The 18599-nt window shown below is 58.4% G+C and carries 24 protein-coding genes; 8 read left to right on the top strand and 16 right to left on the bottom strand.

Translation table 11 applies throughout. From position 1 onward, the window contains the following. On the bottom strand, nt 1-129 hold a 129-nt coding region (locus BN77_RS33420), incomplete at its 3' end, for a flagellin N-terminal helical domain-containing protein (protein ID WP_482822328.1). Nucleotides 130-476: 347 nt separating this feature from the next. On the opposite strand from BN77_RS33420, the gene BN77_RS07430 reads away from it, so the two are divergent. Further along, nucleotides 477-2402, top strand: coding sequence for an O-linked N-acetylglucosamine transferase, SPINDLY family protein (locus BN77_RS07430; protein WP_007530099.1), 1926 nt, complete (start codon nt 477-479; stop codon nt 2400-2402). Between the two features lie 77 nt (nt 2403-2479). Here the strand turns inward: BN77_RS07430 and fliP are convergent, their stop codons facing one another. From fliP to flgF, 13 genes are all read right to left on the bottom strand, one after another. Further along, nucleotides 2480-3217 carry a flagellar type III secretion system pore protein FliP gene (gene fliP, locus BN77_RS07425; protein WP_007530097.1) on the bottom strand — a complete coding sequence of 246 codons (738 nt, stop codon included), beginning with the start codon at nt 3215-3217 and terminating at the stop codon, nt 2480-2482. Next, nucleotides 3214-3732 (bottom strand): flagellar basal body-associated FliL family protein, encoded by a 519-nt coding sequence (locus tag BN77_RS07420; RefSeq protein ID WP_007530094.1) that lies wholly within the window; start codon nt 3730-3732, stop codon nt 3214-3216. Before BN77_RS07420 ends, fliP begins: the two co-directional genes overlap by 4 nt. Before the next feature lie 11 nt (nt 3733-3743). Then, on the bottom strand, nt 3744-4460 hold the full coding sequence (flgH, locus tag BN77_RS07415; protein WP_007530092.1) for a flagellar basal body L-ring protein FlgH: 717 nt from the start codon (nt 4458-4460) through the stop codon (nt 3744-3746). Continuing rightward, nucleotides 4457-4990, bottom strand: coding sequence for a MotE family protein (locus BN77_RS07410; protein WP_007530090.1), 534 nt, complete (start codon nt 4988-4990; stop codon nt 4457-4459). The genes flgH and BN77_RS07410 overlap by 4 nt, the downstream gene beginning before the upstream one ends. Further along, entirely contained in the window at nt 4987-6108 is a 1122-nt protein-coding gene (locus BN77_RS07405) for a flagellar basal body P-ring protein FlgI (RefSeq protein WP_007530088.1), read from the bottom strand. Before BN77_RS07405 ends, BN77_RS07410 begins: the two co-directional genes overlap by 4 nt. Further along, nucleotides 6105-6590 (bottom strand): flagellar basal body P-ring formation chaperone FlgA, encoded by a 486-nt coding sequence (gene flgA, locus BN77_RS07400; protein ID WP_007530086.1) that lies wholly within the window; start codon nt 6588-6590, stop codon nt 6105-6107. The genes BN77_RS07405 and flgA overlap by 4 nt, the downstream gene beginning before the upstream one ends. A gap of 17 nt (nt 6591-6607) precedes the next feature. After that, nucleotides 6608-7396, bottom strand: coding sequence for a flagellar basal-body rod protein FlgG (gene flgG, locus BN77_RS07395; RefSeq protein ID WP_007530083.1), 789 nt, complete (start codon nt 7394-7396; stop codon nt 6608-6610). Between the two features lie 19 nt (nt 7397-7415). After that, nucleotides 7416-7742 (bottom strand): flagellar hook-basal body complex protein FliE, encoded by a 327-nt coding sequence (fliE, locus tag BN77_RS07390; protein ID WP_007530081.1) that lies wholly within the window; start codon nt 7740-7742, stop codon nt 7416-7418. Continuing rightward, nucleotides 7742-8158 (bottom strand): flagellar basal body rod protein FlgC, encoded by a 417-nt coding sequence (gene flgC, locus BN77_RS07385; protein WP_007530079.1) that lies wholly within the window; start codon nt 8156-8158, stop codon nt 7742-7744. Before flgC ends, fliE begins: the two co-directional genes overlap by 1 nt. Nucleotides 8159-8162: 4 nt before the next feature. After that, entirely contained in the window at nt 8163-8555 is a 393-nt protein-coding gene (gene flgB / locus BN77_RS07380; RefSeq protein WP_007530077.1) for a flagellar basal body rod protein FlgB, read from the bottom strand. A gap of 171 nt (nt 8556-8726) precedes the next feature. Beyond that, on the bottom strand, nt 8727-9278 hold the full coding sequence (locus tag BN77_RS07375) for a hypothetical protein (protein ID WP_007530075.1): 552 nt from the start codon (nt 9276-9278) through the stop codon (nt 8727-8729). Nucleotides 9279-9289: 11 nt separating this feature from the next. Then, on the bottom strand, nt 9290-10681 hold the full coding sequence (gene fliI / locus BN77_RS07370) for a flagellar protein export ATPase FliI (RefSeq protein WP_007530073.1): 1392 nt from the start codon (nt 10679-10681) through the stop codon (nt 9290-9292). Between the two features lie 14 nt (nt 10682-10695). Continuing rightward, nucleotides 10696-11430, bottom strand: coding sequence for a flagellar basal-body rod protein FlgF (flgF, locus tag BN77_RS07365; protein ID WP_007530071.1), 735 nt, complete (start codon nt 11428-11430; stop codon nt 10696-10698). Nucleotides 11431-11453: 23 nt separating this feature from the next. On the opposite strand from flgF, the gene BN77_RS07360 reads away from it, so the two are divergent. From BN77_RS07360 to BN77_RS07330, 7 genes are all read left to right on the top strand, one after another. Continuing rightward, complete coding sequence (locus BN77_RS07360; RefSeq protein WP_157224437.1) at nt 11454-11654, top strand: hypothetical protein; 201 nt, start codon at nt 11454-11456, stop codon at nt 11652-11654. 26 nt (nt 11655-11680) lie between these two features. Beyond that, nucleotides 11681-12553 (top strand): flagellar motor stator protein MotA, encoded by an 873-nt coding sequence (motA, locus tag BN77_RS07355; protein WP_007530069.1) that lies wholly within the window; start codon nt 11681-11683, stop codon nt 12551-12553. A 6-nt stretch (nt 12554-12559) separates the two neighbouring features. After that, a complete protein-coding gene (locus BN77_RS07350; RefSeq protein ID WP_040676851.1) occupies nt 12560-13498 on the top strand; it encodes a FliM/FliN family flagellar motor switch protein in 939 nt (312 codons plus the stop codon). Nucleotides 13499-13563: 65 nt separating this feature from the next. After that, nucleotides 13564-14148: a flagellar motor switch protein FliN gene (gene fliN, locus BN77_RS07345; RefSeq protein ID WP_007530067.1), complete on the top strand. Its 585-nt coding sequence runs from the start codon at nt 13564-13566 to the stop codon at nt 14146-14148. Nucleotides 14149-14177: 29 nt separating this feature from the next. Continuing rightward, entirely contained in the window at nt 14178-15218 is a 1041-nt protein-coding gene (fliG, locus tag BN77_RS07340; RefSeq protein WP_007530066.1) for a flagellar motor switch protein FliG, read from the top strand. A 127-nt stretch (nt 15219-15345) separates the two neighbouring features. Beyond that, nucleotides 15346-16425, top strand: a complete 1080-nt coding sequence (gene flhB / locus BN77_RS07335) for a flagellar biosynthesis protein FlhB (RefSeq protein ID WP_007530065.1) — start codon at nt 15346-15348, stop codon at nt 16423-16425. Nucleotides 16426-16429: 4 nt separating this feature from the next. Further along, entirely contained in the window at nt 16430-16870 is a 441-nt protein-coding gene (locus BN77_RS07330) for a hypothetical protein (protein WP_007530064.1), read from the top strand. A gap of 18 nt (nt 16871-16888) precedes the next feature. Here the strand turns inward: BN77_RS07330 and visR are convergent, their stop codons facing one another. Next, nucleotides 16889-17635 (bottom strand): transcriptional regulator VisR, encoded by a 747-nt coding sequence (visR, locus tag BN77_RS07325; RefSeq protein ID WP_007530063.1) that lies wholly within the window; start codon nt 17633-17635, stop codon nt 16889-16891. Nucleotides 17636-17646: 11 nt separating this feature from the next. After that, nucleotides 17647-18393 carry a transcriptional regulator VisN gene (visN, locus tag BN77_RS07320; RefSeq protein ID WP_007530062.1) on the bottom strand — a complete coding sequence of 249 codons (747 nt, stop codon included), beginning with the start codon at nt 18391-18393 and terminating at the stop codon, nt 17647-17649. Nucleotides 18394-18599 lie beyond the last annotated feature (206 nt).

The following is an 18599-nucleotide window of genomic DNA, read 5'->3' as shown; positions in this document are numbered from 1 at the left end:
GTTGTCAGAAGCCTTGCCGACCCGCAGACCAGACGAAACGGCACCCTGCGTGTCGGCCAGATTGTTGTTGACGTTACGCAGCGTCTGGAGAGCTGCCATTGCGGAAGTGTTGGTGTTAATGCTTGTCATAAGTCTGTCCCCAAAAACAAAATACAAAAGGAGGACATACCGGACTTCTATACCGGCGATGACGGACCAGCTTCATGCCACTCGGTGCCGTTCGTTTGAGCAACCAAACCCGTCATGTCGAGGCAATCTCGCAGCCATTCATTGCCAACTCATTAAAACAACTGGTGAAACGGCGTCGGTCCGGCGGAGTGGTTAACAGTCTGCGAACTCCTTGCGATGATCTTGCTCGGTCGCGGACACCTGCTTCAAGCAAGCTTGTTATGTCTAGGTGCTCCAAACCGCGTGTGCGTCGGCCTGAGAGCGATCGGCAACCGCGCCCATTGACCAGTTCCTGACGGAGTGAGTTCTTGAACACGAATATCTCGTTTGCGGCAGCATCGAAGGACTACCAGAAGGGTCAATACCTGAAATCCCTTGAAGTGCTGAACAAGCTCATCAACACGCAACAGGACGTCAAGACCTACGTTCTCCTGGCCAAGAACCTTCTCAAGTTGGGCTTCAAATCGGAAGCGGCTAGCGCCTATGCCCTCGCCGGTGAACTCGACGGCGCCAAGGAGTCACCCTACACCCGTGAAGCCGCCCTCCTGTATTTCGCGTGTGGCGATGAGCAGCAGGCCTTGCTGCAGGCCTTGCGCGTCATGGCACTTGCTCGCTCGGACGCCGACCTAGCCTACGTTCTTGCCTCTATCCACCTCAAGCAAGGCAGAAAGGACCTCGTGAGCCCCTTCCGCAAGGTGATCTCCGAGAGCAGCAATCCGGAGCATGTCCGCCTTGCGGTGCAACTGCTCAGCGACGACATTCTGGACGCCACGAACGAGACGCTTGTCTACAATCTTTTCAAGAAGTTTCCCGACCTCATGCCACTCAGGCTGCTCAAGCTCGTCTTCGCTCGCGAAGTCTGTGACTTCGAGCTTGTCGCCAAGGAATTCCTGCCGGTGCAGAAAATGCTCGACAAGGGCGACCTCAGCGCCTTGCAACGAGACAATCCCTTCTACAACCTGCACTGGTGCGGTGACGAAGCGCTCAATGCGCTTGCTTCTCACAATCCAGATCTTCGGTTGAAGGAAGCGGCAGCGCGACGAAGAGCCGTTCCCCACGCCTGGAGTAAGAAGATCCGTATCGGCTACCTTTCGTCCGATTTCTGGGCCGGACACGCAACCATGAAGCTGCTGCGTCGTATCCTGGAACTGCACGACCGCGACAAGTTCGAAATAACGCTCTTCTGCCATACCGAGGAGAAATACCTGGAACACGAGGCCGGCACGGTCGATCGCTCACGATGGGGTGACGTGTGCATCGTGCGCGCCATGACCGACGAGGAAGCCGCCAAGGCCATCCGGGAGCGGCAAATTGACATTCTGGTCGACCTTAAAGGACACACGTTTGGCGGCCGATCTAGAATCCTGAACTATGGCGGCGCTCCGCTACAGGCAACATGGCTGGGTTTTCCGGGCAGCGTGACCGACGTCGACCTTGATTATGCCATCGGAGACCGTTTCGTGCTGCCCCCCAGCAGCGAAGCGAACTATTACGAGAAGTTGGTGCGCATGCCGGATTGCTATCAACCCAACGACCCGGCCAATCGTCCGAAGCCTAGGCCAACGACGCGCGCCCAGGTGGGTTTGCCGGTGGGAGCATTTGTCTTCGCCTCGTTCAACGCGAACCGCAAAATCAACGCTGCGATACTCGATGTCTGGTGCAACATCCTAAAACGTGCGCCAAACAGCGTGCTTTGGCTCATGCTCTCCTCGCCACGAACCCAAAACAACCTGCTCAACTACATGAACAAAAAAGGGGTCGAATCGGATCGAGTGATCTTCTGTCCACGCGTGCCCTATGAAGAACACATCGATCGTCAACAGATGGCCGATCTTGGCATCGACACCTTCCCCGTCAACGGCCACACGACCACCTCGGAGCAGCTCTGGGGCGGCCTGCCGGTTCTGACCGTCAAGGGCACCAATTTTGCCTCCCGCGTCAGCGAAAGCCTGCTTAACGCGATAGGTCTGCCGGAACTGGTGGCCAGCGACATCAAGGTCTATGAAGACATGGCCGTCGAGCTTGCCAACACCCCTGACCGCATCGTTGAATACAAGCGTCGCATTCGGGACAATGCTGTGATCATGCCATTGTTCGACGCCGAGCGTTTCACGCTGCATCTCGAAAAGGCCTATGAAATGATGGTGGAGCGGGCGAAGCTTGGGCAGGAGCCAGACCATATCGATGTTCCGGCGCTGCCGCCCCGTACGGAACCGTTCTTCAGTTTTGACTAGAGCGTACTGCGAGGCATGAAAAACCGACGGCCTTCACCTTCGCTTTTTTCCGCGCCGCCGCACGCAATCGGAGCGGCTTAGTGGAAGGACCGCACGAGACTTCCGACCAAAAGGTTCCAGCCGTCGATCAACACGAAGAAGAGAATCTTGAACGGTAACGAAATCGATGTTGGCGGCAGCATCATCATGCCCATTGCCATGGTGATAGTGGCGACGATCAGGTCGATGACCAGGAAGGGAAGAACGACCAGAAAGCCGATCTCGAAGCCGCGCCGGATTTCCGAGATCATGAAAGCCGGAATGAGCACGCGGTAGTCGATCTTTTCAGCAGTCTCCACCGTCTGCCCTCGCTCCCGCGCCAGATCTACGAAAAGTGTCAGATCCTTATCGCGTGTGTTGTTCGCCATGAACGTCCGGAATGGCTCGGCTATGCGCGCCACCGCCTGTTGCTCGTCGATCTGGTTCGACAAGAGAGGCTGGACACCCGTCTGCCATGCCTGATCGAACGTCGGCTGCATGACATAAAAAGTCATGAACAGCGCGAGCGACAAGAGGATCATGTTCGAGGGAGTGGAAGACAGGCCCATTCCCGATCGCAGGATCGAGAAAGCGATGATGAAGCGCGGAAAGCTCGTCACCATGATCAGGATGCCCGGCGCAACCGAAAGAACGGTCAGCAGGCCGAAAGTTCGTATGATCCATGCCGCGACCGAACCGTCGACCGGCAAGTTCAACAGGTTTGTCGGGAGCTGCTGCGCATGCGCCAGCTCCGGTGCCGCCATTATGGCAGCGAACAGCAGTAGGAATCGAATCATTCGACGACGAAGGTCCTGAACATGACCTTCGATACGCGGCCTTGCGCGCGAAGGTCAACACGCTCCTGGATGTCATCCTTAAGATATTCGAAGCCCCGCGGCCCTTCGATCTGCTGCAGCGAAACAGTGCGGACATAAGCAAGAATATCCTGATGGATATCCTCGGCGATCTTCACGTCAGGCGGGCCGTTGAACAGCAGCGCGACCTCCAGGCGAACCCAGTTCTCCGAAGGGTAAGCGAGGTTCGAGGTGATCGGCTCGAGTTGAACGACGTTGTTGGCCTCGGTCGAAATGTGAGGCAGGCCGGCCTCGCCTTCCTTCTTCTGTGCAGCCTCGTCCTTGGCTTTCTTGGCCTGTTCCTCCTGTTCGGCCCCTTTGATGTTCGGTGCAACCAGGCGGCCGACCACCCAGCCGCCGGCGGCGCCCAGCAGGGTTAGGATCGCGAGCCCGGCGATCGTCATCACTAGGGCCGATTTCTTCTTCGGCTGGCCTTCGGCGAATTCTGTCTCTGCCATGGTGTTCAGCCTCAGAGCGGCGAGAAAAGATCGACGGCCTGCTGACCGCGCGGCGGCTGCTGCACTTCCATCAGGCGGCCACGACCGCCGTAGGAGATGCGGGCCTCGGCAATCTTCTCGTAGGAAATCTGGTTGTCGGCGTTGACGTCCTGCGGGCGGACGATGCCGGCGACGTTCAGAATACGGATTTCCTGGTTGACCCGGACTTCCTGAGAGCCGCTGATCACAAGGTTGCCGTTTTCGAGGATACCGGTGACAACGGCGGCGACCATAAGCTTCAGCGTTTCGGACCGGTCGATCTTGCCCTTGCCGTCGGTGCTTGTGTCGGATCCGTAGGTCACATCGGTCTTCGACTGGGGATTCCAGCCCATGACGTTGGCGTTGACATCCCAGTTCAGGCCACTCGAGTTGGTCCGGCTGCGGCTGGTGTCATTCTCGAACTTGGCCTTATCGTTGATCTTGATATCGACGGTCAGAATATCACCGACGTTGAGGGCGCGGGCATCCTTGAAGAGGGCGGCCTGCGAGTCGCTCCAAAGAGAATAGCCCTGCGCGACCTGGCGCGGCTGCTTCGGATAAAGTGCCATCTGCGGCGTCTGACCATAGGCGAGGCCGCTGCCGATCGGGCTCATGGCCGGGGCACGACCGATCTCATTGACAGCCTGCGGCGATGTGCAGCCTGCAAGGAGGGCGACGGCAACAATCGCGACGGGGAAACGCTTTTTCATGAAGGGTCCTTCGACGTATTTGGATCGGACGCGCTGGCGATGATGCTGGCAATTTCGCCGGCCTTCTTCGGATCCATCTCGTTGAGGATGAGGCTCGATTGCGAGGGGTTCAGCCGCATGATGACGGCCGCCGCTACTTCTATCCTCATTTGTTCCAGTTGCGATGCAGCCGCGTCCGGCTTCATTTTCTTGTAGATCTCGGTCAGGCCAGCCTCGGCCTGCTTGAGGAAATCGTCGCGGCGCTTCAGCCAGTCCTGATATTCCTCTTTGCGCTTGTTCATCTCAGCGATGCGGGAATCGACGTCGGCGCGAAGCTTCTCGAGCTCTTGCTTCTGTAGTAGATAACGCTGGTCGCGAGCGGGATCGGCAATGTTCGTGCAGAACTGCCTGATTTCCTCCTGCGAGGTCATTTCGCCCTTTAGCGTCGGCTGCTCCTGCGCAAAGGCGGCGGGAATGGATAGCGCCGCGACTGCCGTCGCCGGTAATGCAAGCCGTCGAACCAGGTCGGATAGGGTCAACTTCTCTATCATTGCAGAACGAGCTCCGCTTGCAGAGCACCGGCTGACTTGATGCCCTGAAGGATGGCAATGATGCCGTCTGGCTTCACGCCGATATTGTTCAGACCCGCCACAAGTGTCTTGAGATCAGGTCCATTGAGCAGAGCCACTTTGCCACCTGTCTTCTGCGCGGCGATGTCCGTCTGCGGCTGAACCGCGGTCACGCCACGCGAGAAAGGCTCGGGCTGAATGATCTGCGGTGTCTCGGTCACCTGGACGGTCAAAGTACCATAGCTGACGGCAACCGGCGAGACACGCACGTCCGCGCCGATGACAATGGTTCCGGTTCGCTCGTTCACAACCACCTTCGCCGGTGTGTCCGTTTCGACCACGAGATTCTCGAGATCGGCCATCAGGCGCGTAAGATCCGCGGTTCTTGGCTTCTGGACGATAACTTCCTGCGCATCCTTGGCTTCTGCAACGGGGCCACCGAACCGCGCGGAGGCATAGCCGTTGACGACATCTGCGATGCGGATCGCCGTAGAAAAGTCCGGGTTTCGCAACTGCAGGACAAGATTGACGGAATCCTTGAAGCGTGACGGCAGCTCGCGTTCGATGATGGCACCGCCAGGCACTCGTCCGGAGGTCGTCACGCCCTCCGTCAGCGTCGAAGCTTGGCCTTGGGCCGTGAAGCCCGACACGACGACAGAGCCCTGAGCGACCGCGTAGATCTGACCGTCGGCACCGGAGAGCGATGTCATGATCAACGTGCCGCCGCGCAGCGACGTTGCGTCACCCAGCGAGCTGACGTCCACGTCGATGCGGCTGCCCGGGCTGGCGAAGGGCGGCAGGTTGGCCGTAACCATCACCGCCGCCGTATTCTTCGGATTGGACTGACTGCCCTGCGTGGAAATGCCGAGATTCTGCAGCATCGCTCGCATCGATTGTTCCGTGAACGGCGAGGCACGGAATCCATCACCGGTGCCCTGAAGACCGACGATCAAGCCATAACCGATCAGCTGGTTGTCGCGTCCTGCCTGCAGGGACGCGATGTCCTTGATTCGCGAGGTCATGGCCGCTGCGGGCGCGACGGCCATGACATTCGGGGACAAAAACGCGAGGGCTACGAATAGACGGAAAAAGGTCTTCATTTTGCGGCCACGTGTATGGTGCCGTCGGCGAGCACTGTGCCGCTGACAATCACGCCGGAATCCATGTTGCGCACGCGGATGAGCTGCCCCGTCATCCCGTCTTCAAGTGGCGATCCTGCTGCCGAAATCGTCATCGCGCCGAGCGTGAAGATCAGCCGGATCGAGGAGCCGCGCGTCACGGTATAGGGCTCCCGCAGCGCCGAGACTGAGATCGTGCGTCCCGGCAGCAGCGTGCGCTTCGAAATCATCCCTTCGACCTGGCGGATCGACTTCGCATAGTCGCCCTTCAGGTTGGGATTGGTCACTTCCACTTCCTGAAGCTGGGCGCCGGAAACAGTTTCGCCGGGGTAGATGGTCGTTGTCGGAACTACCGCATATCCCATGCCTGCAGCAGCTGCCGCCTGCGGCGACGCTACTACGGTGATCGCAATGGCGGCAGCAGCCGCCAGTCCGAGGATATTTTTGACCCGGCAAAACGTCATGTTCCGGCCCTTCCCGATTACTTCAGGTTCTTGCTGACGATGGAGGCCATTTCGTCGGCGGTGGTGATGACCTTGGAGTTCATTTCATAGGCGCGCTGCGCCGATATGAGTTCGGTGATTTCCTTCACTGGATCGACGTTTGACGATTCCAGATAGCTCTGCTTCATGTAGCCGAAGCCCTCTTCGTCAGGCGTGCCGACGACGGGGTCGCCAGACGCTGGTGTCTGCGCAAAGAGGTTGTCGCCGAGAGGCTGAAGACCGGCTTCGTTGACGAAATCGGCGATCTGCAACTGGCCGAGCGTCGTCGGCGTCGTCGCACCGGGTAGCTTCGCGGTGACCTGACCGGAGCGGCTGATCGTCAATTCGGTCGAGCCAGTCGGAATCGTGATGTTCGGGGCGACGGTATAACCGTCCACTGTCACGATCTGGCCTGTCTCATTCTTGTTGAACGCGCCGGCGCGCGTGTAGAGCGTGGTTCCGTCCGGTGCCTGGATCTGGAAGAAGCCTCGACCGACCAGGGCCACATCGAGGTCGTTGCCAGTCTGTGCAAGTTCGCCCTGGATGTGCAGGTTACGAACTGCAGATGTTTGCACGCCGAGGCCGATGTTTGCGCCTTCCGGAACGATCGCTTGGTTGGCGCGGTTGGAAACCCCCTTGGCGCGTTCCGTCTGATACAGCAAGTCCGTAAATTCAGCGCGAGCGCGCTTGAAGCCGGTCGTGTTGATATTCGCGATGTTGTTGGCGATGACTTCAAGATTGGTCTGCTGGGCGTCCATACCCGTCGCAGCGATGGCAAGCGCTCTCATGGCTTCGTCCTTAAATCAACTACATCTGCATCTTGGTGACTTCGAGAAAGGCGGAAACGACCTTGTCTCGAAGGGCAATCGCCGTTTGAAGGGTCTGCTGCGCCTGCATGACAGCATCGACGACTTCACGCGTCGTGGCAGTGCCCTTGATGCCGGCGAAGGACATGCTTTCCGCGTTCTTGAGGGTATTGACCGCCCCCTTCGCAACGTTGCTGAGAACGGCCGCAAAGCCGCCGTCGTTTGCCGCGCTTTCGGCAGCCGAGGAGGCGGTGGAGTTCTCCGGCTCAATGCCCGCAAGGCCGCGGGTCATCGACAGGGAGCTGACGCTATTGACGTTGTTGATCATTATTGGCTCTTCAGTAGATCGATCGTTGCCGAGATCAGGTCGCGGGATTGCTTAATGGTCTGCAGGTTGGCGTCGTAGGAACGATTGGCTTCCCGCATGTCGGCCATTTCGACCAGCATGTTGACGTTCGGGAGCTTGACGATGCCCTTCGCGTCGGCAGCCGGATTGCTGGGATCGTACTCAGTGGTGAATTTCGATTCATCCTCGCCGAGCTTCTTGACGTTGACCGTGGTAACACCGTTTGCACGGTCAATGGCCTCGCCGAAGGTGATGGTCTTGCGGCGGTAGGGATCTGCGCCGGGGGTGTCACCGGTCGAGCGGGCGTTGGCGATGTTTTCCGACACGATGCGCAAGCGCGTCGATTGCGCCTCGAGTCCCGACCCGGCGATTTTGAGTGCTGCTGACAAAGGATCCATGATCTTAGCTCTTCACCGTCATCAGCATCATCCTGTTGAAAGAGCTCACGAGGGATGTGTTCAACTCATATTGACGCTTGATTTCGCCCGACTTTGAAAGTTCCTCGGCAAGGCCTACCGTATTGCCAGATTCCTGAACGCCGATCTCCTGATCGAGGGCCGCATCCTTCACGTTGATGTCACTCTTCGTGCCCAGATCGTTGCCAGTCAGGTGCGCCGCGTTCGTCCGTGCCATCATAATATCCGACTTGTCGAGGACAGCCTGGAACGGCGTAATGTCCTTGGCGTGATATTTCGGCGTGTTCGCGTTCGCGATATTGCCGGCAACAACCTCCTGACGGATCGTCAGCCATTCCGCCTGCCGCGAGGCCAAGTCGAAAAGTTGAATCGGTTGCATGGGAACTCTCCGTTTTTACTGAGCCGAACCTACGGCGGTAATCTTGCGTCAGACTTACGGAGAATGCGGTCCTGAATCCGGGTCGCTTCAGCGCCGCCCTCGGAACGCAAAGAAGGCTCCCACCGTATCCGGAGGAGCCTTCGGGTCATTCGTTGCATGGCGGGTCAGCACTTAATTGTGTTGATACACATCGCCCTTGGACGTGATGATGACCCATTTGCCATCGCGCTCCTCGAGCGTCGCCAGACGGCTTTCGTCCGGGAGAATGGATCCGACGCGTACGACATACATGCCCGACCCGTCCTCGATCAGAGCGCGGCCGTTTGCCACGTGGAGCAGACGAAAGCCTGATTTTCCTGGAAACGGCTGCTCTTCGGCCGGCGGCCCCTTGTCGTCTTCCTTACCGATATTGGAGACTGTCGCCGTCGTCAGCGGATCGATCGGAATTTCGGGTTTCTTTTCGTATGGGTTCTTGTTGGCCATCGCGAGTGGCGAGACGCTGAAGACGTTGCGTGCCGGCCAGTCAGGGAGGTCGCGCGTCCGGTCGCCTTGCGCGACATTGATGCCGAACTTGTCCTCGTTGAGAAAGACGTACCACGGAAAGAATGCTGACGCTCCCGCCATGACAAGGCCGGCAACGGTCAGGGCACGGTCGAGGAAAACGGTCTTGCGCCGCAAAGGCTTCAGCGGGGCGATCTTCTCATCGTCGTCGAAATCGGTCACTTCACGCCTTTCTACCTGCGGATATTGGGCTGGCCGCCGATGCCGGCCGCCGCCTTCAGGGCCGCAGCCAGATCCGCAAAGGCATCCCGCGAATCGACATCGCCCGGCGACTGTTTCAAAACATCGTAAATAATCGGTACCTGCTTCACCGCCATATCGAGGTCAGGGTCGGCACCCTGGCGGTAACCGCCAATCAGACGTAGGTCGCGCGTTTCCTCGAAACGATGTATCAGCGTCTTGAGGCGCGAGACCAGCTTCTCCTGATCCGGTGACCAGGCTTTGCGCGCCAAACGGGATATCGAGGCAAGCGGATCGATCGGTGGGTAGCGTCCCTCCTCCGCGAGACTGCGCTGCAGGACGACGTGGCCGTCCAGAATACCGCGCGTCGAATCGGCGATCGGGTCGTTATGGTTGTCGCCATCGACCAGGATGGAAATGATCGCGGTGATCGTACCCGCGCCCTCGGGGCCCGGACCTGCGCGCTCCAACAGACGTGGCAGCTCGGTGAAAACGGAAGCGGGATAACCACGCGCGATCGGCGGTTCGCCGGACGCGGTCGCGACCTCGCGGATGGCGTGGGCAAATCGGGTGACGCTATCGACGATCAGCAGCACGTTGTCGCCCTGATCGCGGAAATGCTCGGCGATGGTGACAGCCGTCAGCGGCGCCATCTTGCGCAGCATCGGGCTCTCGTCACTTGTCGCAACGACGGCAACCGCCTTTTTCATGTTTTCGCCAAGCGTATCCTCGATAAATTCGCGCACTTCGCGGCCACGTTCGCCAACAAGCGCAATTACCACCTTGTCGAAGGCATCGGCGCGCGCCAGCATCGACAGCAGCGTCGATTTGCCAACACCCGAGCCGGCGAAGATGCCGAGGCGCTGGCCGAGGCACAGCGGCGAGAAGATGTCGATGGCGCGAACGCCCGTTTTGAAGCCCTTCTCAACACGCGTTCGCGTCATGGACGGCGGTGCCGTATTCGAAATGGAGCGGCGGCCGAGTCCTTCGACGATCGGTCCTAGGCCATCGATCGGCTCGCATAGAGAATTAATCGTGCGTCCGCACCAGCTACCGGACGGTGAAATGCGGAAAGCGCCCTTGCGGATAACCGTATCGTGGATGCCGATCGGTTCGCCCGGCTCGATCGGGCAAACGTAAGTCAGTTCAGGTTCGACGCGGACGACCTCGCCAAGGTGGATTCCGGTCGGCGATTTGTGTGCCACGAATTCGCCAAGCCGCACATGCCGAGACAGTCCGGTCACGGTGTAGTGGCCGGCCGCGATCGTCTGGACGTGGCCGCCGGGAGCGACCAGGAATTCGGGACTCGAGTAGCGAGCCACCAGTCCGGCGAGATGCGCGAGCTTCGGCGAGAGGTCGGCTTCGGTGAGCGGCGTGTTGCTCATGCATCAGACCTCGGCTAGCGGCTGCCGCCGAGCGTCTTGATCGCTTCGCTGAATGAAGCCTCGCTGTCCTTCGAAAGCGACGTCATGCTCTCGAATGCGCGATTGACTTCGATCAGCTGGGTGATTTCGTGCATGGCGTTGACGTTGGAGTTTTCCAGATAGCCCTGCTGGACGCCGACATTGAAGCGATCGGTGACTGCACGCGGCTGCTCGGTTGTCATGATGCCGCTGTTCTCATAGCGCAGGTAGCCCTTGCTGATATCGGCCTCGAAGAGACCCAGCGAACCGACCTGCCGGCCATCCTGGTAGATCAATCCGTCTGCGCCGACTTTCGGTTCGCCGGCGGCCTTGTTGAGCGTGATCGGCGAACCACCGGCATCGAGCACCGGATAGCCGCGGACCGAAACAAGTTCGCCATTTTCCTTCATGGTAAAGCGGCCATCCTTGGTCAGAACCTTGCCAGCCGGCGTATCCAGTGAGAACCACGCATCGCCCTTAATCGCGAAGTCGAGCATGTTTCCGGTATGCTCGAGCTCGCCGCTGTCGCCAGAAAGATAGTCGTTGCCCTGTGACACGTAGGCGATCTTTGCATTGATCTTGTTGCCGGTCTCACCGAGCATTTCGTCAAACTTCACCTCCGTCCCGCGGAATCCAGTCGTGTTCACGTTCGCCATGTTATCAGCGATGGTGGTGAGGCGACGTTCGAGTGCGATCTGCGACGACAACGAAACATAAAGACCGGATTGCATCCCGATAGGCTCCTGCATTGGCGATGAACGGTACGAAATCCGGGGTGGTTGAAATCGGTTCGACCACGGATTTCGCTGAGGCGGCATCTCAGAAACAGGCACGGATGCCCATTCGTCACCAACAAGCTGACAGCAAATGCTTGCGCGAAGCTGGCATGGAAAAGCTTGATTCGCCGGGCAATCATCAGCCTCACGCAAGCCAGCAGCCCTATCCCTTCTGTTGAAAATAACGATCAGGTTTGGACTGACGATGAATATCATTATCGGATTTGTGATTACGGTCGGCTGCATCATCGGCAGTTTCATGGCGATGGGCGGCCATATCGACGCCCTCTGGCAACCTTTCGAACTCGTCATCATCGGCGGCGCCGGCCTGGGCAGCTTTGTGATGGGCAACCCGATGAAGGTCGTAAAGGATTCCGGCAAGGCACTCGGTGAAGCGTTCAAGCACACGGTCCCAAAGGAACGAAATTACCTCGATACGCTCGGCGTCCTTTATTCCCTCATGCGCGACTTGCGTACGAAGTCACGCAACGAGATTGAGGCCCATATCGACAATCCGGCAGAGTCGTCGATCTTCCAGTCCGCTCCGACGATCCTCAAGAATAAGGAACTGACGGCATTCATCTGCGACTACGTCCGTCTGATCATCATTGGCAATGCCCGTTCGCATGAAATCGAAGCGCTGATGGACGAAGAGATCAACACGATCCTTCATGACAAGATGAAACCGTACTACGCCATTCAGATCATGGGTGACGCCTTCCCGGCGATCGGTATCGTTGCTGCCGTTCTCGGCGTCATCAAGGCCATGGCACACATCAATGATTCGCCTGAAGTGCTTGGCCACTTGATCGGGTCGGCACTCGTCGGCACCTTCCTCGGCATTCTCCTGTCCTACTGCGTGTGCCAGCCGATCGTTTCCCAGATCAAGATCGTCCGCAACAAGCAGCATCGCCTGTATGTCATCGTCAAACAGACGCTGCTTGCCTACATGAACGGCTCCGTGCCGCAGGTCGCCCTCGAATACGGCCGCAAGACGATCTCTGCCTACGAGCGTCCTTCGATCGACGCAGTCGAGCAGGAAATGATGAACCCCGGCGGCGAGAACAAGGCGGCGTAAACGATCATGAACGCTCCTTTAAGAAAACCCCTCATGGACGAAGCTCTTCTTGCCAAGCTGACCGGAAGGCTCGGCGACAAGGCAACTGTCGAGAAGATCTGCAGCGCATTCGGTGATGTCTATACGGTCTTCCTGCCCGACATTATCAAGAGCGAGACCAACCTCGACGTCGAGGTGGCCTATATTGGTTGCGACGCCGGCCACAAAAACGACCTGGTCGCCGATCTCGGCGGCAACACAACCCTTGTCGATGCTACACTCCGCAACTGGTCGCAGAACATTACGCTGGCATGTGGCAATAGCTTCATCATCACGCTAATGGAGCATTTGCTGGGTGCTGCCGCCGACACCGTCGAGCAGCCGGCGGATCGCCTGCTCTCCGTGATCGAGCTCGATCTGGCGGTCATGGTTTTCGAGAAGATCGCCAATGTCCTTCGCTCAGCCGTGAACGCACAAGGGGGCTTCGAGCCGAATCTCGAACCTCCGCATGCATTCGAGACGCGCGCCAAGCCGGCCGATGACAAACCCGACGAGTTTGCTGCCGCAATCAATATGACGGTCACGCTTTCCGGCATCACTTCGGATTTCTCGGTCATCGTTCCTCAGGCCGCTCTGCTTAAAACGACCGTGACGGCTCCCAAAGCCGCGGGACAGTCGTCGAAATCGTCCGAATGGAGCGACCAGCTCAGCGAGCAGGTACGCCGCTCGCAGGTAACCCTCAACGCAAAGATCCGTCTGCAGGACCTGACGCTCAGGACCATTTCAAAGCTTGCCGCCGGCGACGTCATTCCCTTCTACGATCGCGGCGATGTCCGCGTCGAAGTCAGCGCCAACAGCAAGGAATTGTACGTCTGCGAGTTTGGACGTTCGGGCGAGAATTATACCGTCCGGGTGAAGGATACGATTAACTCGGATGACGAGCTCATCCGCCACTTGATGAATTAGCCCATTTTCCAACCGGGCTGGCCGCACGGCAGCTTGAGGCAAGTTTCAACTGGAATAGTGATTTCATGGCGACGAAGAAGACACCCAAGAACAGCGACCTTTCATTGGAGCTCCCGGGCAACGAGGCCGAGCTTGATCAGGCCATCGATGACCTGCGCGGCGTCCTGAAGACCGACGCGGAAGGCGGTCTGCCCGATTTCGCCGCAGAGAGCGATACCTTCAGCGGCAGCACCGATCTTTCCGCCTTTGGCGGCGATTTCGAGAATACCGCTGGCGATCCCGCGTTCGGTGGCAGCGATTTTGGCGCAACCTCCGACTTCGGCGGCTCTGCCGATTTCGGCGAAAGCTCCTTTGGTGCGGTCGCTTCCGCACCAGCCCCGCTCGGCAGCGCAATGCAGTCGAACCTCGATCTGATCATGGACATTCCGATCGACGTTCAGATCATGCTCGGCAGCAGCCGCATGCAGGTCGCCGGGCTGATGAACCTGAACGAGGGGGCAACGATCGCGCTCGACAAGAAGATCGGTGAACCGGTGGAAATCATGGTGAACGGCCGCAAGATCGCTCGCGGCGAAATCACTGTCCTGGAAAACGACGACACGCGTTTCGGCGTTAAACTGATAGAAGTTTTGAGTACGAAAAAAGCCTGATCCCGGTGCAGGGACGGAGAGGTTAGACCATGATGGACTTTGACGATTTCGGCGGCGCTCTAGCCGAGAAACCGTTGACCCAGGCTGAAAAGGCGGCGGCCGTTCTCCTCGCTATGGGGAAAGGGGTCGCCGGCAGGCTGCTGAAATATTTCACGCAGGCCGAGCTGCAGACAATCATCGGTTCGGCGCAAACGCTGCGCGCCATCCCGCCAGACGAGTTGCTCGGGCTTGTTGCCGAATTCGAGGATCTTTTCACCGAAGGCGCCGGTCTTATGGATAACGCCAGGGCGATCGAGAGCATCCTTGAAGAAGGCCTGACGCCCGACGAAGTCGATAGCCTTCTTGGCCGTCGCACTACCTTCCAGGCCTACGAGACGTCAATCTGGGACCGTCTCGGCGAGGGGGATCCCGCCTTCATCGGCAAGTTCCTCCTGCGCGAACATCCGCAGACGGTTGCCTATATTCTTTCCATGATGCCCTCCTCGTTCGGCGCCAAGGTTTTGATGCAGATTCCGGATGGTCGTCGCGCGGACATCATGAACCGAACCGTCAACCTCAAGTCCGTCAGCCCCAAGGCCGCACAGATCATCGAGAAGCAGGTGATGAGCCTGTTAGCGGAGATCGATGCCGAGAAGAATTCGATCGGCTCGACGAAGGTTGCCGAGCTGATGAACGAGATGGACAAGCCGCAGGTCGATACCTTGCTCACCTCGCTCGAATCGATCAGTCGCGAATCGGTCAACAAGGTCCGCCCGAAGATATTCCTCTTCGACGACCTCATGCTCATGCCGCAGCGCAGCCGCGTGATGCTGCTGAACGATATCTCGGCCGACATTCTGACCATGGCGCTGCGCGGGTCGTCTGCCGAAATGCGCGAGGCGGTTCTCGCCTCCATCAGTCCGCGTCAGCGCCGCATGATCGAATCGGATCTGCAGAGTGGAACCGTCGGCATCAATCCGCGCGAGATCGCCATTGCACGCCGCGCCATCGCCCAGGAAGCGATTCGCCTGGCAAATTCGGGCCAGATCCAGCTCAAGGAGACAGAGGGCGAAGGTTCCGCAGCCGCCTAAGGCGCTGTTGTTGTGAACGAAGCCTCCCCTCCCCGCTGCTGCGGTTGATCGCGGCGGCAAAAGGGAGATACCTTCAGGAAAGGCCGCGCCCTGGCGCGACCGTTTCTTTTGATGGAGGGCCTCGGCCTTGGCCGACGACGACAAGGACAGCAAAACAGAAGACCCGACAGCTAAAAAGAAAACCGACGCTGCCGAGAAAGGAAACGTGCCGTTCTCGCGGGAGGTCCCGCTCTTTGCCACCGTTCTTGCCACCTTCGTCTACATCATCTTCTTCCTGCCGGACGGACTGAGCAGGGTCGGCGTGGCGTTGAAGGATATTTTCGAGCAACCCGATCAATGGAAGATCGAAACGGGACCGGACGTCCTTTCCCTGTTCATTCACCTGGGCTGGGTTTCGGCGGCGTTGCTCGCACCGGCCTTCATCCTGTTCATTGTGTTTGGGGTCGCCGCGTCGATCTCGCAGAACCTGCCGACGCCGGTGCTTGAGCGCATTCGGCCGCAGTTTTCGCGTATTTCCATCGCCAAAGGATGGTCGCGGCTTTTCAGCCTGCCCGGCCTCGTTGAGTTCGGCAAATCGCTGATGAAGATCGTGATCGTCGGCGTCGTCATGTTCCTCGTGCTGAAGAGCGAGTATTTCAACGCGATCGACGCGATGTTCTCCGATCCGCAGACGATCTTCGCGCGCATGATGACCTCGATGCGGAAAATCACCATCGTCGTGCTGTTAGCCACGGCGGTGGTCGCAATCGCCGACTTCTTCTGGACGCGCTATCACTGGTTCACCGAACTGAAGATGACGCGGCACGAGATCAAGGAAGAAAACAAGCAATCGCAGGGTGATCCTTTCATCAAGAACCGTCAGCGCTCGGTGATGCGCGACCGCGCCCGCCGCCGCATGATCGCCAACGTTGATCGAGCGACGCTTGTGATTGCCAACCCGACCCACTTCGCCGTCGCGCTTCGCTACGTACGCGAGGAGAATGACGCACCCGTCGTCGTCGCCAAGGGGCAGGACCTAATTGCATTGAAAATCAGAGAGATCGCGGAAAAGAACGGCATACCCGTTTTTGAAGACCCGCCGCTCGCGCGCTCCATGTTTGCGCAAGTCTCGGTCGATAGTGTCATACCGTCTGTATTCTATAAGGCAGTCGCGGAACTCATCCATCGGGTTTATGCGGCGCAAGCCAAGAACAAACGGGTAAGATAGCCGAATGAAAAAATGCCCCTACTCTACCCAGCGTGAAAAAATCCTGGCTGAAGCTATCAGCCCAGTGGCCACGGAATTGCGGCTTCTGGACGCTTCAGACCTCATCTCTCTTCTGCGCTTCGAGTACCACGGCAATCTTTCCGATCTGGTATCCTCGGCTGCCGAGCTTTTCTTCCATCCTGGCACGGTCAATTTCGGCCACGGTGGCAGCTATACTCTGGAGTGGGGTGGCAAGCCTGAGGTCATAATCGATCTCGAAATCAAGCCGAGCGGCGTTACGATCTATGCGCAGCTCACGCTTGCCGAAGAGTATGCCGGGATCGAGATCAACCACATCGCCTTCCAGAATCCTTCTGCGGATCCGGATGAAAACACGGCTTTCCTCGAGCGGAGCCTGCGCGACGCGCGCTATAACGTCGAGCCATTGCGGGCACTGGCCGGTTGAAGCACCTGGGCAGCCTTTTCAGCTTATGTAGCCGAGGCGAATCGCCTTCGCGATCGCCTGGATGCGGTTGACCGAATCCAGCTTGATTGTTGCGGAGCCGAGGTAGGCGTTGACGGTGTGTACCGAAAGGCCGAGCTTGTCAGCAATCTCTTCGCTGATGCGACCATCTCCGGCAAGCTGCAGACAGGCAATCTCGCGCTCGCTGAGAGCTTCGGCAGCGGCGACACGGCGTTCGTCGAGCGAGAGCAGGTCGATCATGATTTGGCATGATCTCGCGTGCAGCTCGACGATTGTGTCGCTCGCAGGCTGGAGATCGTCACCCGTGAAGACAACGAAGCCGTTGCCAACGGCGCCAAGGCGCACCGGAAACGCCATACCTGAAAACGGAAGCAGCCCGTCTTTCAGGCGGGTCATGAAAGGAGCAATGGCAGCAGGCCCGGGAGCAGCATGATCGAGCCTACCACCCCATACGACCGGAAGAAGCGACTTCTCGATGTGATCGAGCAACGCCTCACCGTGGGCGTCGATGAACGCCCTGCTGAAACCAATGTTTGAAGGCCCCCAATTCTCAAGTTCGCAAACCAGACGCTGTTTTGCCGGAACGCCGGCGCCGGTGATGCGGTAGACCGCGAAATTCTGCGCATCGGCGAATTTCTGCATGCCAATCAGGCGCGGAAACAGGTCTGACCGGCTCGCCACCTTGTTAACCCGCACAGCGCGCATCGCTTCCGAATTTCCCATCGACCGATTGGATGGCTGCCCCATAACGCCGCCCCTTAAACAAGATTGTTCCTCACCGCGAACGCGATGGCTTCGGAACGAGTCTTCGTTGCCGTCTTTCGCATAACGCTGGTGATGTAATTGTTGATGGTGTTGCGAGAGATGCCAAGGATCATCGCAATCTCGTCACTCGTCTTGCCCTCGGCAATCCAGAAAAGGCACTCCAGTTCCCGATCGGTCAATTCGAAGTCGCGGTCAGCCTTCGAAGCACCGCATTGCAGGAAGCTCGTGAAATAGGCGGCCAAAAGCCCCACGTCCCGCAATCGCTCCTGCGATAGAATGAACCCATCATCAAACAGGAACATAAGCACGAGACGCGAGCGGCCGATGTTGAACATCAGCGAACAGTACTGCCTGCTGGCGCCATCCGGCGCGTCGGCCGTATCCGGCAGGAGAGCGAAATGCGGCTGGAAGAGCTGCATGCATTTTTCGAGTTCGGTCGCGCGAGCAAAGCCGCCGACGAAGGCATGCGCCAGGTTGGTGACGAGGTCGAACGGCCAATCCGAGGAGACCACGAAATCGAGACCGGCCTCCTGCACCAGATCCGCTCGCGCCAAGAGATAGTGCGACGCGCCAACATAATCCGTCAGTGCGCGCAGCCCCGGTTGCAACCGTCCCGTATTCGAGATCTCGCATAGCTGTGCGATAAGTTCGTCGCGTGAAGAGAGGTTTGTCGCTGCGATGCCAACGAAGTTTGCCTTATGCGTGTCGCTCTTCAGAGCCTGCAATATATGCATGTCCATTGGCAAAACCCCGCGGCTGTAAACCACCTACGACAGAAGCTTGATCCGCATGCTCCTGAACAAATTACGACCTCTCCGCGAATCACCCAAGATTACGACAGGCGGCACAATTGACCATCTCCGAGTTCTTGGGATTTACATTTCCTGCATTCCGTGCCCTGATTCGCGCACAAAATCCGCCTGTTAAGGAACCATTAAATTAGAGT

The sequence above is a fragment of the Rhizobium mesoamericanum STM3625 genome (assembly GCF_000312665.1).
In the GTDB taxonomy this organism is placed as follows: Bacteria; Pseudomonadota; Alphaproteobacteria; order Rhizobiales; family Rhizobiaceae; genus Rhizobium; species Rhizobium mesoamericanum.
This window is presented reverse-complemented; position numbering and strand designations above follow the sequence as displayed.